Annotated in this window: 10 protein-coding genes; 7 read left to right on the top strand and 3 right to left on the bottom strand. The window is 59.4% G+C overall.

The genetic code is table 11. The features are described 5' to 3' along the window. Positions 1-66: 66 nt before the first annotated feature. Positions 67-3,927: an AMP-binding protein gene (locus HDF15_RS04610; RefSeq protein ID WP_184253196.1), complete on the top strand. Its 3,861-nt coding sequence runs from the start codon at positions 67-69 to the stop codon at positions 3,925-3,927. A 17-nt stretch (positions 3,928-3,944) separates the two neighbouring features. Further along, positions 3,945-5,198, top strand: a complete 1,254-nt coding sequence (locus HDF15_RS04605; protein WP_221314275.1) for a threonine synthase — start codon at positions 3,945-3,947, stop codon at positions 5,196-5,198. 161 nt (positions 5,199-5,359) lie between these two features. Here the strand turns inward: HDF15_RS04605 and HDF15_RS04600 are convergent, their stop codons facing one another. The 3 genes from HDF15_RS04600 to HDF15_RS04590 form a co-directional block, all read right to left on the bottom strand. Further along, positions 5,360-9,721 (bottom strand): non-ribosomal peptide synthetase, encoded by a 4,362-nt coding sequence (locus tag HDF15_RS04600; RefSeq protein WP_184253195.1) that lies wholly within the window; start codon positions 9,719-9,721, stop codon positions 5,360-5,362. Next, on the bottom strand, positions 9,721-13,089 hold the full coding sequence (locus tag HDF15_RS04595) for a non-ribosomal peptide synthetase (RefSeq protein WP_184253193.1): 3,369 nt from the start codon (positions 13,087-13,089) through the stop codon (positions 9,721-9,723). Before HDF15_RS04595 ends, HDF15_RS04600 begins: the two co-directional genes overlap by 1 nt. Before the next feature lie 252 nt (positions 13,090-13,341). Continuing rightward, positions 13,342-14,067, bottom strand: a complete 726-nt coding sequence (locus HDF15_RS04590) for a 4'-phosphopantetheinyl transferase superfamily protein (RefSeq protein WP_184253191.1) — start codon at positions 14,065-14,067, stop codon at positions 13,342-13,344. A 134-nt stretch (positions 14,068-14,201) separates the two neighbouring features. Between HDF15_RS04590 and HDF15_RS04585 the strand changes: the two genes are divergently transcribed. The 5 genes from HDF15_RS04585 (at position 14,202) to HDF15_RS04565 (ending at position 17,479) form a co-directional block, all read left to right on the top strand. Next, a complete protein-coding gene (locus tag HDF15_RS04585) occupies positions 14,202-14,414 on the top strand; it encodes an MbtH family NRPS accessory protein (RefSeq protein ID WP_184253189.1) in 213 nt (70 codons plus the stop codon). A gap of 78 nt (positions 14,415-14,492) precedes the next feature. Beyond that, on the top strand, positions 14,493-15,527 hold the full coding sequence (gene sbnA / locus HDF15_RS04580; protein WP_184253187.1) for a 2,3-diaminopropionate biosynthesis protein SbnA: 1,035 nt from the start codon (positions 14,493-14,495) through the stop codon (positions 15,525-15,527). Then, the gene (gene sbnB / locus HDF15_RS04575) at positions 15,515-16,558 is read left to right on the top strand and encodes a 2,3-diaminopropionate biosynthesis protein SbnB (RefSeq protein WP_184253185.1); all 1,044 of its coding nucleotides are present in this window, start codon (positions 15,515-15,517) and stop codon (positions 16,556-16,558) included. Before sbnA ends, sbnB begins: the two co-directional genes overlap by 13 nt. Beyond that, on the top strand, positions 16,548-17,204 hold the full coding sequence (locus HDF15_RS04570; RefSeq protein ID WP_184253183.1) for an AAA family ATPase: 657 nt from the start codon (positions 16,548-16,550) through the stop codon (positions 17,202-17,204). Before sbnB ends, HDF15_RS04570 begins: the two co-directional genes overlap by 11 nt. Positions 17,205-17,215: 11 nt before the next feature. Continuing rightward, a complete protein-coding gene (locus tag HDF15_RS04565; RefSeq protein ID WP_221314274.1) occupies positions 17,216-17,479 on the top strand; it encodes an acyl carrier protein in 264 nt (87 codons plus the stop codon).

Here is a 17,479-nt window from a genome sequence, read left to right as displayed (position 1 = left end):
AGAAGATAACGAAGTCGTCCGACAAAATATCGTGAGGATGATGCCGGGCGATTGCCCCGCAGATCAATGACAAGTCCACAGGATCGTTCACACGCCGAGATTCAAACGAACCGACTGACGCTTGCGCAGCTGCTACGTCTGCGTGCACAACTGAGTCCGGAGCGCGGCTATACCTTTCTTGACGGAGAGGCGCGACCGCGTGGGCGCACCTTTGCGGAACTGGATCGTGGTGCGCGCCGCGTTGCCGCCCGCCTGCGGGCTACAGGGCTTCCGCAGCCCACGGAGCAGCCCTGCGTCATGCTGGTCTTTCCCGCCGGTCTGGACTTCCTGACGGCCTTCTTTGGTTGCATGTATGCCGGAGCTATCGGGGTTCCCACGCGCTACCCGAACCCTCGTCGTCCTCAGCACCATACAGCAACTCTCGCAGCAGACAGCGGCGCGCGTTTTGGCCTGACGACGATCGAGATGCAGCCTATCCTGACCGCGGCTCTGCCTTCCGTTACCTGGCTGGCCATGCAGGAGGAAGACCTCCCGGAGAGCGCACCTGAGTGGCAAGACCCTGGCTGCACGGCCGAAGATGTCGCCTATCTGCAGTACACCTCCGGCTCGACGTCAACTCCCAAGGGGGTGGTGCTGCAGCACCGTCACGTAGTGGCGAATTGCTATGCACTACAACAGCAGCGGAGGTTTTATCAGGAGAGCCGGGTCTTTACCTGGCTGCCGCACTTTCATGACATGGGATTAGTGCTGGGGCTGCTGGAGGCTCTGTACTGCGGGTGCGAATGCATCATGATGGCGCCAGGTATGTTCGCGCAGCGCCCGCTCAGCTGGCTGGAGGGAATGTCGACGTATAAGGCGACCCACACGGCGGCCCCGAACTTTGCCTTTGAAGCCTGCACCCAGATTCCTGACGAGCAACTGAAGGGCCTGGACCTGAGCAGTATTGTGACCGCGATCAACGGGGCAGAACATGTTCGCCCGGACACGGTAGAGCGGTTCCTGGCAAAGTACGTTCCATACGGTTTTGCTCCGGAGGCCTTCTGTCCAGGCTATGGACTGGCCGAGAACACGCTGGCTGCAACGACCACAGCGCTTGGCCATCTGCCTCGCATCCTTTCTGCGGATGCGGAGCATTTAACTACAGGGCTCTTTGTCCCGACTGAAGCTGATGGCGGAGTCCGGCTGACCTCGTCGGGTGTGCCGGTTCCAGGCACAGAAGTTCGGATCGCCGACTCGTTCACGCAGGAGGAGTTGCCTGAGGGGCAATCCGGAGAGATATGCCTGAAGGGCCCCTCTGTGACTGCGGGTTATTGGAAGCACCCTGAGCTTTTGAAGCGTTTTGAGGCACACCTGCAGCCGAGCGGTGACGGTCCTTATCTGCGCACCGGCGATCTAGGGATGATGTACAACGGCGAGTTGTACGTTCGCGGGCGCATCGACGATATGTTCATCGTGCGCGGCGTCAATATTCACCCAGAGGATGTCGAGCCGGATATTGAAATCGCGCATCCATCGCTGGCTCGGGACGGATGCTGTGTCTTCTCCCTGGAGATTGGTGGGGAGCTGCGCCTGGCGTTGGCCGTTGAGGTGCAGCGCATCGCCATGCGTACCCTGGATCCCGATGCGATTGCAGCGGATGTGGTATCGGCTGTGTCCGAGCAGCATGGGCTTGAAGTGGCTGCGATTGTCCTGCTGAGGCCCAGACATCTTCCGCGCACACACAGCGGAAAGAAACAGCGCCAGCTTTGCCGCCGCATGTTCCTGGACGGTGCGCTCGATTCGCTTCATACCTGGATTACCCCGCAGTGGCGCAGTCAATGGCAGTCCGCACAAGTAGTGAATGTTTCCAATGCAGAGGAGGAAAGAAACATGGAAGATACGGCTGGAACACAGAAGCTCCAGGAGACCCTGGACTGGTTAAGGGACTATGCCGAGGAGCGCATCAACTCGCGCTTGATGGATGAGCGGCGCTCGATTCCACCCTATATCGTGATGGATCTGGCGAATCACGGCGTTCTGGGCATGCAGGCGCCTGTGCGCTACGGTGGCCTGGCGTTGAACCACTTAAGTACCGGTCTGGTGCTGCAGCAGCTCGCCGCTATCGACCTCACAATTGCATCCTTCACCGCTGTGAACAATGTCCTGGGAGTCCGCCCCATCCTGCGCCATGCAACGCCGAAGCGGCAGGAGGAGCTGCTGCCGGTCCTCGCGCAGGGACGCGAGCTGATCGCTTTTGCGATGACCGAACCTGGCGCGGGTTCGAATGTGCGCGGCATCAGTTCCAGAGGAGTGCCTGCTCCTGGAGGTTGGGAACTCTACGGGACGAAGATCTGGAGCGGCACCTCTTCCTGGGCCGGCTATATCAATACCTTCGTTCAGCTTGAACCAGGTGACACGAACGGTCCTCGCGGAGTCACTGCCTTCACGGTACGCCAGGGAAGCCGTGGATTGCGCATGGGGCCGGAGGCGCTGACGATGGGCCTGCGCGCGATGGTGCAGAACGAAGTGCATCTTGAAGGTGTGAAGGTCACGGCCGATGACATGCTCGGAACCCCCGGGAATGGCATGACCGTGGCAATGGATGCGATGGAATACGGCCGTTATGCTCTCTGCTGGGCAAGTGTTGGGGTATTGAAGCGTTGCCTGCAGTTGATGCTGCGCCACGGCAAGGCGCGCCATATCGCAACCGGCCGGGTGATCGAGAATCCGGTTACGCTTACCCGTATCAGCGATCTGACTGCCGCAGTTACCGCGGTCGAATCCCTGGCTATCGTGGTGGCCGGGTTGATGGATGCGAATGAGCCTGTTCCCCCGGAGTTCTTCTGCGCCTGCAAGGTGGCCGGACCGGAGTTTGCCTGGAAGGCTGCGGATGGGCTCGTCCAGCAGATGGCCGGCCGCGGTTACATCGAGAGCAATATCGCTCCGCAGATTCTCCGCGATGCGCGCATCCTGCGCATCTTCGAGGGGCCAACGGAACCAATGACTGCGTATATCGGCTCGAAGCTGATCAATGACAGCGCTCCGCTGGAGAGCTTTCTCCGCAACGTTCTTCATCAACAAGCGATTGCAGCCGAGTTGCAGGTGACGGCTGCACGGATCGCAGACCGTACGCAGAGCACTCGGCTTCCCATGGGAGCCGACCGCGTCGCTGCTCAGAACTGGGCCAACAGCCTGGCCGGCGAGGTCGGCGTGCAGGGCCTTCTGCTCGCAAGCATTCGCTACCGGGCGCAGAAAGAGCCCTCTGCGGCATTAAGCCGTGCCGAGGAGTGGACGCGGCTGCGACTTGACCAGTGCATCGCAAGCGCGCTGGGTGTGACACCGTCCGAGGCCGTGTATCTGAATGCCGTGCAGGCTGAGGACGTCATCAACGAATATGTTCGTGAGATCGGTGACGTGGAGCAGACGATGGCCAGTGAAGACTGGAATATCGATCCTCTCCTCCGAAAGCCTGGGACGGCTTCGGCAGCGGTGGAGACGTCGATCTCTTCCTCTGCGGCCACTCCAGCCAAGGCAAACAACGAAGAACATTCCGATACACAGCGTTATGTGAACTGGATCTCTGACTGGGTCTGCAAGGAGTTTGGACGCGATCGCGCCACGATCAGCGTGAAAGATCGCATCAGTCAGTATGGCCTGGATTCGGTCTCTGCTCTTCGATTCTCCAATGCGCTGGAGGCCTGGCTCGGCGTCGGCATCTCCACAACAGCCGTGTGGGACTACCCGACGATCGGGCAACTGTCGGAATACGTCGCAACACTCACACCGGCGAAGGCTTCGAATACGCAGCCATCCAGCAGCGCAACGTCGTGCAGCGTGGCTCCCATCCGAGACGATCTGGCTGCGCTGGCGAGCATCAGCGAGATGCCCGAAGACGAGGTAGACCGGTTGCTGGCTGAACTTACCGGTGGGGCTGACAACAACAACTAGAAGCAGGAAGTAGGTAGATGAAGATGACCTGTGTGGATCACCTGCGGTGCGTTGTGTGCGGTGCAACCTACGCTCCTGAAACCCGGCTTATGTGTGAGCTCTGCGGCGCAGACGGCATTCTGGACGTGGTGTACGACTATGACAAGGCACGTCGTTCGCTGGAACAGAGTCCGCTTGCCGGCCGTGCGAGCCAGACCCTTTGGCGTTACAGAGAGCTGCTGCCAGTGGATGCCTCTTCGGCACGCATCCCCGACCTCTCCGTTGGCTGTACGCCGCTCACTCCAGCGCCTCGGCTCGCAAGGTATCTCGGGCTCGATTCGCTGCTGATAAAGGACGATGGACGGAACCCAACGGGATCGTTGAAGGACCGCGCCAGCGCGCTCGCCGTGGCCCTGGCCTGCGCGGAGGGCAAAGATGTCATCGCCTGTTCCAGCACAGGGAATGCCGCATCCTCTTTGGCCGGCATGGCTGCATCGATGGGGATGCGCAGCGTCATCTTCGTGCCAAAGGACACGCCTGAGCCCAAGCTCACCCAGCTGCTTGCGTTCGGGGCGACGGTATTGAGAGTGCAAGGCAGCTACTATGACGCGTTCCAGCTCTGCCAGTCCGCGTGCGCGATCTCCGGCTGGTACAACCGCAACTGCGCCATCAATCCATGGCTGGTGGAAGGCAAGAAGACCGTTGCGCTGGAGATCTGCGAACAGCTCGACTGGAAGGTTCCTGACTGGGTTGCAGTCTCGGTAGGAGACGGTTGCACCATTGCAGGTATCTGGAAGGGCTTCCGCGAGTTCAAGCTGCTGGGACTGATTGACCGTACGCCACGCATGCTTGGCGTGCAGGCAAGCGGCGCTGACGCCGTACTGCAAGCCTTCCGCACCGGATCGCTGCCGCCCGACCGCCCCGAGAACACCGTTGCCGACAGTATCAAGGTGGGGGTGCCACGCAACTGGAGAAAGGCGCTGCAAGCCATCCATGAGTCCGGCGGCACCATGATCTCCGTGGATGACTCCGAGATTCTGGAGGCGATCGGCTACACCGGCAGTCTGAGCGGAATCTTTGCGGAGCCTGCTGCGTCCACCTCCGTGGCTGGTCTGCGCAAGGCCGTTGCCGAAGGATACGTGGATTCTGACGCTTCAGTCGTAACCGTTATTACCGGCAATGGATTGAAGGATACGCGCTCGGCACGACTGGCGGTGGGGCAGCCTCATGATGTCTCGCCGGATGGCCGGGAGCTCAAGGATCTGCTTGCCGGTCATGGATATCGCGGCTGAGAAGCCTTCTTCAGCCGCAATCCAGTCTTCTGGGCAGGGAAGCAGATCCTCTTCGAGGATGACAAGCAGGAAAAGCAACGGCAATAGAGAACGCGGAATTGCAGCAGGACAGGATAAGCTCTTTTACTTTGTTGGACTCTTTTCGATGGCATAGGAGGGGATCATGCCCCGACATCAGGTGCTTCTTCGGGCTCCGGCGAAGGATGGGCTGCAGCCGAGTGGAGTACCGTTTTCAGCGGGTCCTTGAATGCCGACTTCAGTGGAACCTTCAGCCGGTCCTTGAGCACAGACTTGAGTGCGATCATGTCTCGCCGGGCGGAAAGCCTCTTCTCGGTCGATACAGGCGTTATAAGATCTGTTCCCTGGACCGGGATACGTTCGTGCAGGTGCTGGGCCAGAGTCTCTACAGTGGGGTAGCGGAAGAGATCTGTCGCAGGCAGTTCGACACCGAGCCTGCGCTGGATCTCCGTCTGTACTCGGAGCAGCAATAGGGAACTTCCGCCATGCTGGAAGAAGCTGGTTTGCAGGTCGATCTCGTCCAGACGGAGTACATCGCGCCAGATCGAGACGACCTCCTGCTCTGTTTGATTGCGTGGCGTCATGCCACGGGAGATCTTTACCGCAGTGTGTGACGATACCGGCTTAGGCAGCGCCTTTCGATCAAGCTTTCCGCTCAGCGTGCGCGGCAGGTGGTCCAGCACCACAAACGATTCCGGGACCATGTATGCAGGCAGAGACTGATGCAGACGCTGTTGCAATAGCGCAGGATTGAAGCTCATCGCCTCTGTACGAGGTATGTCAGCATCATGGAAGAAATGCTGCGTAAAGGGCGTTGCCTTGAACTTTCTGGGATCGTGCGGTGCGTCATAGCGGAACTCTATGACAGTGCCGTCCGAGGACTCGATCTGCCCATGAACAAAGTAATCCGGATGGAGGCCGTCGTGGTTCAAGGTGAAGCCAGCTTTAGCTGTGACGGAATCTCCCTCTTTCACCTTCACCGGATCGGTTGGCAACGGGAAGAACACGGGAAGCCAGCAGTGATCGTGTGCGAGGATGTCGATTTCCTCGCCTGCGCCGGTATCGAGCATCAGCCACGCGACGAAGCCGTCCATGCGCCCTGGCCGGTCGATCGCGAAGTTCGCGTCGTATGTCTCGTTGGTAGAGGTCATAGCGCTGAAGTCGAGATCTTCCAGCATCCGCGGTTCAGCGAGCAAGGATGGGTAGCGAAGTCCCCTGGCCGCCAGCCGCAGATCAAACGGGCGTCCGGCATCGGCAAAGATACGTTCCACGTAGCTGGCCGCGAGTTCTCCGAATCCTAGTCTGCCGCGCAGTGCCTCCGGCAATTCCACCGGTGCAATCAGTGTGCGGCTACGGATCGGGATCATCACGGCATCGGGCGTGAGCAACCGGCGCACGCTGTTCAGGATGACCGCTGCGCCCTCGCATCCTCCCAGAGCTCCGACAATCTCCGAAACGCACACCGTGCAGGGCTCGGGTAACTCCACCTTCGTCGCATCGCCGTGCACCAGGAAGATGCGGTCTTCGAGGCCGAGTTCATGCACGCGGCGTTGTGCCTGGCGAAAGGTCTCCTCCAGCAGTTCGACGGCGTATACCTTGCTGGCGCCGGCCTCAATGCAGAAGCGTGCAAGCAGCGCCTCAGGCCCTGTGCCCACCTCCAGCACGACCTTCCCCGGTACGTGTTGACGAATTGCGGCGCGGTAGCTTTCGTTGCGCCGCTCATCGCTGGTCATCGCATGGTACGCAAGGCCGTCATAGATCAGATATTCGGCGAGCGATGGCCACCAGCCTGTTTCCCCGGCGCCGCTGGAGGGTGTGATTCTGGGGACAACATAGGCCGCAAGCGCGGTGCCCGTGTCGGCGTCCTCGATGGCGATGACGGCGGCCTCGCTCAGAGTGGGATCCTGCAGGATGGCCGAGACGACCTCTCCCGGCTCCATGCGGATTCCGCGCACCTTCACCTGCTCGTCCGCACGACCGAGGTAGGCGAGCTCTCCGGTAGGCAGTAAGCGGGCAAGATCGCCGGTGCGATACATCCGCGCGCCGGGACGAGGGAAGAAGGGATCGGGAAGAAAGGCCGAGGCCGTGAGCTCAGGGCGATTCCAGTACCCGCCACTGACCTGACGCCCGCCCAGGTACATGTGCCCGGGAACGCCGCTGGGAACCGGCTCCAGGGCATCATCCAATAGGTACACCTGAACATCATCACAGGGACGCCCGATGGATGGATTGACTACTCCCCGTCTGGCCTCTCCGAAGGTGGCGCATACCGTGCATTCAGTAGGTCCATAGGCATTCAGGAAAAGCCTTCCGTGACTCCAGCGCTCCACCAGTTCAGAGCGGCATGCTTCCCCGGCTGAGACCAGGGTCTGCAGGCTGGGCAGGACCGTGTAGGGCAGGGCAGCCAGTACAGAGGGGGGGAGCGTCACGGTTGTGATCCGGCACTCGGCGAGCAGCTCAAGGAACTCGCGGGAGGGAAGCAGTAGGCGACGCGGCGCGATGTATAAAGCAGCACCGGCTAACAGCGCAGTAAAGATCTCGGAGATCGATGCGTCGAAACTGAGCGATGAGAACTGCAGAACACGGCTCTGCCGGTCAATCCGGAAGGCTGCGATCTGGGTCTCGACCAGGGACTGCAACGATGCATGCGTGACAGCCACGGCTTTGCGCCGGCCGGTCGAGCCCGAGGTATAGATCAGGTAAGCAAGATCCTGCGGGCTTACTTCCGCTTCCTCGTGTATCGGTTCCACTTCGCGGAAGGCGCCTTCGAGAAGGAGTGTTTCGCAGTTGTTGGATGGCGCAAACTCTGCGGCCAGATCGACCGTTGTCAAAATCAGTGCAGGCGTGGCATCGCTTAGTAGATCCTGCAGCAAGGCCGAAGGCATCTCCGGGTCGAGTGGAAGGTACACGGCGCCAGCGCGCAAGATGGCCAAAATCGCCGCAAGACGGTCTAAAGAGGCATCCGCACAGATGGCGACGCGATTCCCACGCCGCAGGCCCCGTTGCAGCAAACCGCTACTATACTGTCGCGACCGGCGCTGCAACTGCCGGTAGGTCCACATGAATTCGTCGCCGGACTCTGCGCGGAACACGGCCGCCGTAGCGTACGGAGTCCGCTCGGCCTGCCGGTCAAACAATGCCGCGGCGGATTGCAGGTTAAGATCGCGCTCGGGACGGCCGGACGAGACGAGGTCCGCCCGTTCCGTGGGTGTGAAGATGTCGATCTGACGCACGGTAGCTTCTGTGTGCTCTACCAACTGCTGCAGGACAAAGCGCAGCTGGCGCAGAATAAGGGTGGCATCCCCATCGGAGAAGCGGTTGCGCTGCAGCCCGATACCGAGTCGTGGCTGTCTCTCCAGAGACATCATGACCGTCAGCGGAAACTCTCCTCGCTCTGTGAAAGAGATCTGTCCCAGACCCAGGTCTTGTCCACCGAATGTCGCGTTATGCAGCGGCACGTTCTCCAGGATCAGCATGCTTTCCAACAGAGGGGCGCCGGAAGGTATGGCGCTCCACTGTTGCGTCTTGCGCAATGGGACGTAATCAAACGCCTGCGTCTCATACTGCTGCCGCTGCAAGCGGGTCAACCAGTCCGACACGGTCTCTTCGTTGACAATGCGGCAACGCACAGGAATGGTGTTGATTAGTAGCCCGGACATCTCCTCGATGTGCAGCAACTCTGCCTGTCGGCCCGAGACAGCTGTTCCGAAGAGTACATCCTCTGTGCCGCTGTAGCGGCTGAGCAGCAGTGTCCATGCGCCTTGCAGAAGCGTAAATACACTCACCTTGAGTGCCGCTGCCGCATCCTGAATGGCCTGCGCCTCCTGCGCAGACAGAAGCTCGTACTGCAGGATGTAGCCCGTGTCACCCGTGGACTCTCGGTCCAACCCCAACGGAGTCGCACGGGTAAAGCCATCCAGATAGGTGCGCCAGTAATCCTCCGCCCTGGCGAGATCACGGCTGCGCTGCCACGCGATGAAGTCCCGAAATGCCGGCGACGACGGCAGCGAGTGTCCGTCATACAGCGTGAAGAACTCACGAAAGATGACGGGCACAGACCATGCGTCCAGCAGGATGTGGTGCCAGGTCCAAACCAGATGATAGTGGTCGGCGGCAAGGCGGATGAGGTGCAGCTTGTGCAACGGGGCCTTGTGCATCTGGAATCCGGTGGCGCGTATATTCGCCAGCAGCTCCTGCAGAGAGTCCCGTTGCTGTGCAGACTCCATCTCTGTCCAGTCCAGCGTCTCTAATGGCACACGAACCTTGCCTACGATTTGCAGCGGTTCAGGAAGGTCCTTCCAGGCAAACGCGGTGCGCAGGACGGCGTGACGGTCGATCAATCGAGCCCAGGCATCCGTGAAGTCCGCTTCGCGGAGGGGCCCGGCTAGTTCGCACGAGAGCTGCTGCACGTAAATGTCTGAACCCGGTGCCTGCAGGCACTGGAAGAGCATCGCTTCTTGCATGAACGACAGTGGATAAACCTCAGGTACTCCAGATGGCGGCATCAGTCTTCCTCGTCAAATTGAACCTGTTGCAGCGCGGTTGCAAGATCGGCAGCCTGGATTGCCGGCAGTTCATGCGTCTCGATGGGCATCGCTGTCTTCGCAACCCTAGCGAGTGCGCCGATAGTGCGGTGGATGAAGATGTCAGAGACCTGAAAGACGTATTGGGCAGAGCGGGCGCGTGACACTACCTGAATACTGCGGATAGAGTCCCCGCCTACGGCAAAGAAATCATGCGTTGTGCCAAAGTCAGACCGCCCGAGCACGGCCTGCCAGATATCATAGAGTGCTTGTTCCGCGGGGGTTTGAGGTGCGATGACATCCATCTGCCCGGTGCTGCCCCAGTCCGGCTCCGGCAGTTGCTTGCGATCGAGCTTGCCGCTGGAGTTCATTGGGAGCTGAGCCAGCGAACACAGCACTGAAGGAATCATGGACTGCGGCAGATGCTCTGCCAGCCAACGCAACAGGCTCTCGCTTGTGGCTGTTCCGGTGTAGTAGCCAGTCAGGCGAGGCTGCCGCCATGGGTCATGCAGCAACAGGACTGCTGCCTGCAATACATCCGGATGCCGCACCATGACCGCCTCGATCTCGCGAGGCTCGATGCGTAGCCCTTGCAGTTTAATGACATGGTCATTGCGGCCCATGAAGTCGATTCGTCCATCCGGGCGGCGGCGTACACGGTCGCGCGTCCGGTACAGCCGTGCGCCGGACGTCGTGCTGAAAGGGTCTGGCAGAAACGATTGTGCCGTCAACTCCGGCTGTCCTGCGTAGCCTCGCCCCACGCCCGCGCCGCCAATGTAGAGTTCGCCGGCGACGCCCACGGGAACCGGACGTAGAGCCCCGTCCAGGACATAGGCCGTCATGTTGGCGATGGGGGTTCCGATGGAGACCACAGGCACCGCGAGGTCCGAGCCCTCCAGTCGATCCAACGCGTAGTGGCACTGGTCATCTGAACACTCCGTGGAGCCGTAGGTGTTCAGCAGGGGAACGTGCGGGAACAGCGCAAGCCAGCGCTCTGCGAGCACGGTAGGAAATGCATCCCCGGTAGGCACCATCCAGCGCAGCTGCTGAAGTGACGCCGCCGATGTGGCGGCGCTCTCAGCCTCATCGAGTAACGCCGTGAGCATCGACGGCACCAATTGCAGCACGGTGATTCTGTTGTCCCGGGAGCGCTCCAGCAGCGTGTGCGGATTCTCTGCTTCGTCGTCCGTGAAGACCCACACCGATGCACCTGCGACCAGAGGTGCCACGCACTGCCACACCACAATGTCAAAGGACTGCGGCCCGGTCTGAGCCACACGGTCCATGGCGGTGATGCCGAGGTCCTGCAATTTGCCGAGCACATGGTTGATCATGCCGCGATGCTCCACCATGACGCCCTTGGGCTTGCCCGTGGAGCCGGAGGTAAACATCACATAGGCCAGTCCGTTCGCTGGCACATCCGGTAGAGTCGGCTCCGGCTGCGGCAGTTCTTCGAGGGTAAGCAAGCGACAGCGCAGCGCCTCAGGGTAGGTTCGTAACTCCGCTTGCAGCTCGGTGCGGATGCCGGCTGTCGTAAGAACGACAGGTGTTCCACCCTCCGTTACGATGCCGGCTGTCCTGGCCATGGGGTGACGGGGATCCATGGGAAGGAACGCGCCACCGGCGCGATGGATCGCGAGAATGGCTGTGATGAACTCCACTCCGCGCGGAAGCAGGATGGGCATCAGGAAGCCAGGCGGCAGCTGCAATCCATGAATCCGGCGTGCCAGCCGATCTACTTCCTTCTCCAACTCCGCATACGTGAGGATTCTCTCGCCAACACACAGGGCAATGGCGTTCGGAGTCAGATGTGCCTGCTTCAGAAATAGCTCGCAAACGGTCTTCTCTGCAGGCAGTTCCCTAGTAGCGCCTCGCCCGTCCTGCAAGAAGCGTTCGGTTTCGTCCGGCGTCATCAGAGCGTACGAGGCGACGGGCAGTCCGGGGTCTGATACGACACCCCGCAGCAGCGTTACAAAGTGCGCTGCGAGCCGCTGAATGGTTTCCAGGTCGAATAGGCTGGTGGAGTACCTCCAGCCGCCAATGAGCCTCCCCTGCTCGTCCTGCTTCATCTCCAGGCTTAGGTCGTACTGGCCCTCCTGCTGCGCAAACAGCATAGGTATCAACTCAAGGCCGGCAAATGGAATCGGCGATATATCTTCGGTGGGAAGCATGGAGCGGCTGAAATCCGGATAGCGCTGGAAACGCTGCAGCACAAACATCGTCTGGAAGACCGGCGTGCGATTGCGATCCATCGGCTGCTCCAGCAAAGGCAGCATGAGTGAAAAGGGAAAGTCCCCATGCGCGATGGCTCCAGTCACGCGGCTCCGCATCTGTTTCAGCAGGTCACGGAAGGTTGGGTTGCCGTCGAACTCGGCCCGCAGCGGAACCATGTTGACCATGTCACCGACCAGAGGCTCCAGTTCCTTGCGCGAGCGTCCTGCGACAGGTGTTCCCGCAATGACGGTTTGCTGCCCGCTGAAGCGGTGCAGAAGCGTCAGGTAGGCAGCGAGGAGGGCAGAGAACAAGGTCACACCGTTGTCTGCCGCAAGGCGCTGAAGATCGGCAGCTAACTCCGCATCCATTGTTTGCAGATACATGGATCCTGCAAACGAACGCTGTAACGGCCGAGGGCGGTCCGTCGGCAGGTCCAGCAAGGGCAGATCTCCCTGGAGCTCCTGCTGCCAGTACTGGCGCAGCCTGTCGCCGGCCGAAGATGAAAGTTGCCGGGCCTGCCATTCGATTGCGTGTTGAAGCGTAATGGCAGGCGGCGGCAACTCGGCGCGTCTGCCATTCTGTTCCGCGTCGTAGAGGATGCGCAGCTCGTCCATCGTTACGATCAATGACCATAGATCGCCGGCGATATGATGCAGGACGATCAGCAGTACTGCTTCTCCCGGCTTGCGCTTGTAGAGGATGACAGAGGGAGAGGCGCTCGCCTCAAGATCGATTCGGCGAACGTACTCACTTCGCATCTCGTTGGCCAGTTGCTCCTCGGTCCACGAGCTGGCATCGATGTGACGCAGGACAAAACGATGGTTATGGATCGAACGCTGCATCGGCTTTCCATCGCGCTCTGCAAACTGCAGTCGTAGCCCCAGGTGCCTGTCGATCAATGTTTGCCAGCAGCGCTCAAAGACGGCAACATCCAGCGGGCCACGGATGCCGACAGGTACAGCGATATGGTAGGTGCCCTTTTCCTCAGCCAGCTTCCATAAAAACCAGAGCGCCTCCTGCGAGGGTGAGAGTGGGAACCAACCGTCCTCCTCTCCGAGGCGTTTGCGCAGGAGATCCTTCAGCAACTGCCGTTTAGCTTGTGCTGTGAGCTCGGAGATTGCAGGGACGCTGCTCATACGCACCGCTCCTTTACGCTTCCGGCATGAAAGCAGGTTAGAGGGCGAGGTAAGGTGCGTAGACCCAGTGAATACGACACTGTGGGGTGATCGTTCGATGCCCTGGAATTGCAGGGCATATCGTGAAAAACATTGACCATAGCTTCGTAAAACTCTGCGAGTGAAGTTCTAGGTAGAGATTCTTATGAACCCAGTATAAGTGGGCGGCTAAGGAATCGCTGTACAGGAAGCATACTGGTCTTCGCGAAAAACTCAACTGAAAACTTCAGCTACCAGGGCGGCTGCATGGCCATCCACCAGCTTCAGATCATGCAGTATCCATCCATCGGTGGCCACGGAGATGCCGCGCAGATCCGGGTTGGGGGACGGATGGAAGCTCACCTCAAACCCGTTGAGAGGGATGGACAGACCTCCACCGAGCGCTTTGATAAAGGCCTCTTTCCGGGTCCAGCATTCGAAGAATGCCAGGCCAAAGTCGGGGGTTCCTTCGAGGTCTCGCAGCCGCTCTGCTTCTTTCTCAGAAAAGAAGCGGCGGGCAAGGCCCATCGCGTCCTCTAAGCGTCGGATGGGCTCGATATCCACTCCCAGCCGACGGCCTCGAACCAGCGCTATCACGGCATAGGAGCCTGCATGCGACAGGCTGAACTGCAGGTCGGATCCTACGAGAAAGGGTTTACCTTGCGCGTTGTGCATGAATTCCAACTGCGAGGGCTTCATGCCGACGTATTCAGCCAGCAGGGCGCGTTTGCAGGCGTGTACCCAAATGAAAGAGTGACGGTCGGCCGCAAATACCATACTGTCGGCGCGCTCCCGCTCCTGCCTGCTCAAAAGATGCGCGAGCGGCTTGCAAACAGGCTCCGGTACATCTCTTTGGAACCAGACGATGCGAATCCCGTCGACCATGGCCTCATGGCTGGGAAGATCGAACAGGACGAATTGCCGGAACTCTTGTGGTAGATTTAGCACGAGCCTATACATGATGACGCGTCTTGCAGTCGTTAGCGCAAACAGTGTATCTTGCCGCGTAAACAGTTACTCCCTGGCACGAGTAAGGGTGTGATAACGTTGTCGCTAAGAAATAAGCTCATTTCGACCAAGGCAGAGCATCATTTATGTCAACGAGCGTAGATTGGCAGGAATCCACGATCCAGGTCGTGGTCAACAGCGAAGAGCAATACTCGCTGTGGCCGCTTGACCGGAAGCTTCCTTTGGGCTGGATCTCAAGCGGTTTTACGGGAACCAAAGACGAGTGCTTGAAGCATATAGCTTCTGTGTGGAAGGACATGCGTCCGCTCAGTCGGCGTGAGGTCGGCAGTTTGAGTTAATTTCGGTCAGAACATCTGTAAGAACCCCATTCACTTTTCAGAGCAGTAACCGGCGTTGAGCAGTATCCGGAGGGGAAGATGATTGCAGCAAGCCGTATCGCCACGATTGAAGAGGTCCATCAGCCACCGCCAGCTGAGGGTATTCTCAGTGCCATCGGCAATACTCCGCTCGTGCTTTTGAACCGGCTGTTCGGAGACCGATTCTACCTTTACGGAAAGCTGGAGATGTTGAACCCGGGCGGCAGCATCAAAGACCGCACTGCGATGCGCATGCTGTTGGAGGCCTGGGAGCAGCAACGTATCGGCCCTGAAACCACCATCATTGAGTCCAGTTCAGGCAATCTGGGGATTGGTCTGGCACAAGCGTGCTCGCGCCTTGGGCTGCGATTTATCTGCGTCGTCGATACCTTGATTACGCCGACGAACCTTGCCGTCCTGAAGGCCTACGGTGCTGATGTAAGACTGGTCGAGCGGCCTCATCCCGTGACCGGCGATCTGCTCAGTGCGCGTATCGAGCTTGTGCAGGATCTATGCCGAACCATCAAGGACAGCTTCTGGGTAAACCAGTACGCAAACCTGACCAACGCCAAGGCGCATTACCAGACGATGGCGGAGATTCACCGTGAACTTCCGCTGCTGGATTACCTGTTTGTGGCAACGAGCACTTGTGGGACGCTCCGCGGGTGCAGCGAGTATGCCAGAAAGAACGGACTCTCGACCCGTGTAGTCGCCGTCGATGCTTGTGGCAGCGTGATCTTTGGGGACCAGCCGAAGAAGCGGCTGATCCCGGGCCACGGAGCTTCGCGGTTGCCGGAACTGTATTACTCCGGCCTCGAAGATGACCACGTCAAAGTCTCCGACATCGAATGCGTGCGCGGGTGCTTCCATCTACTGCGCCGGGAGGCCATTTTTGCCGGTGGTTCTGCCGGCGCCGTTGTAGCTGCCATTGCCAGGTATCAGGCCAGCATTCCTGACGGCGCGACCTGCGCCGCGATTCTCTGCGACCGAGGCGAGCGTTATCTGGACACCATTTTCTCCAAAGAGTGGACGGGGCAACACTTTGGGGATGCCTCACTAACGATGGAGGAGGCGGATCAGGCATGGGAAGTTTGAACAACGGCGACATCTTGTTGCTGCGTGGAAAGGAGATTGGAGTGTTGTTTGAAGGCCAGGAACTGGGCCTGATCGAAGCTGTACGCGCTGCCTATCTGACCCATGAGGCCGGTGATACGTCCCTGCCGAATTGCCCATTCCTGCGTTTTCCGCACGATCCGTCAGCACGCATCATCGCCAAACCTGCTTATCTGGGCGGGAAACAACCGATAGCCGGAATGAAATGGGTGGCCTCGTTCCCGGGCAATCTTCAACGCGGGCAAGACCGTGCCTCTGCTGTTCTGGTGCTCAACTCTCCGAACACGGGTTTTGCGACAGCCATTCTGGAGGGCTCGCTTATCAACGCGTATCGCACGGCAGCCAGCGCCGCGTTGGCTGCGCAGACCTTTAAGGCCCCGGGATCCGTGCGGACCATTGGGCTGATCGGAGCCGGTTTTATCAACTTTCATACGCTACGATTCCTCCTCACTGTTCATCCGGAGGTGGATCACATCCAAGTGTTCGACCTGCTTCCTTCACGCGCGGTTCAGTTCGTCGAGGGCTGTCAGCATCTGGCAGAGGGAAGACGGTTCAGCATCTCCGAAGACTCCGGTGCGCTCCTCAGCACCAGCGATCTTGTCAGCCTGGCAACAACGGCAACGACGCCATACCTCGGCCAGCTTGATCGCGTGAAGTCTGATGCTGTGATTTTGCATGTCTCTCTGCGCGACTTCACGCCGGAGGCAATCTTGCAAGCAGATAACGTTGTCGACGACGTGGAGCACGTTTGCAGCAACCAGACCTCCATCCACCTGGCCAGCGAGCAGGTGCAGAACCGGGATTTCATCCGCACGACTCTGGGTGCGGTGTTGGCCGGAAAGACACCGGTCCGCATCCCGGGCAAGCCGCTCCTCTTCAGTCCTTTTGGGTTGGGCATTCTGGATGTGGCGGCGGGCAACGTGGCCGTAGAACTTGCCAGGAAGACAGGTCATGCAACTGTCGTGCATGATTTTCTGCCTGAGAGTTGGACTGTAGGTAAGCATGCCAACTGAGATCTTCTGCATTGGCATCTCCGGCACTTCCGGCAGCGGCAAGTCAACGCTGCTGCGAGAGCTGTCCGCGCGTTTGCCCGAGACAGTCAGCCTGGCTTTTGATGACTACATCTCTGTTTCGAACGTACCGGCAGACATCGTGGGATGGCTGGATGCGGGCGCTGATCTCAATGCCTTCCAGACACCTCAGCTCGCAACAAACCTTGCTGCGCTAAGGGCAGGAAAGAAGGTGCATTCGCCGCAGGGACAGATGATCTCTCCTGCACCGTTCCTGCTGGTGGAAGAACCTTTCGGTAGAGCGCGGCGCGAGCTCCAGGGGTTGCTGGACCTCGTGGTGTTTCTCGATACTCCCATGGACATCGCTCTTGCACGGCGTGTGATCCGAACATTAGAGTCCGGCTCTCGTGAAGCGACGGATCAGTTACGTCATGTCGTGACCGATCTGAAAGCGTTTTTACAGGCAGGACGGCGAGCTTACCAGGTGGCCGTAGATGAGGCCCGCAGGACCTCCGACATTGTTTTGGACGGCACCCTGCCGCCACAGAGCTGGATTGAGACGGTGTCTCTGGAGCTGCAGCGCCGCGGGCATTCGGCTCTCCCTGCAGCACAGGATTTCTCTGAAACTGTTTTCACACACTCAAAGTAGGAGCAACGAGCTTGAGCGAAGTTCTTGTACAAACCGAAGAACAGATTACTGAACGCATCCACGGCTTTTTAGCGCGGAGCTTTGCAGGTCGTACGCTGAGCGAAGAGGACGACATCTTTGCTCTGGGGTTCGGCAATTCCTTATTCGCAATGCAACTGGTGTCCTTCCTGGAGCAGGAGTTTCACTTCCAGATAGAGAGCGATGACCTGGAGATGGATAACTTCAGGACGCTGCGTGCAATGGTGCAATTAGTGAAGAAAAAGATAGGCGCCTGA

Source organism: Granulicella mallensis, assembly GCF_014203225.1.
GTDB lineage: Bacteria > Acidobacteriota > Terriglobia > Terriglobales > Acidobacteriaceae > Granulicella > Granulicella mallensis_A.
Note: the sequence above shows the minus strand (reverse complement) of the source record. Positions and strands in the feature narration are given on the sequence as shown.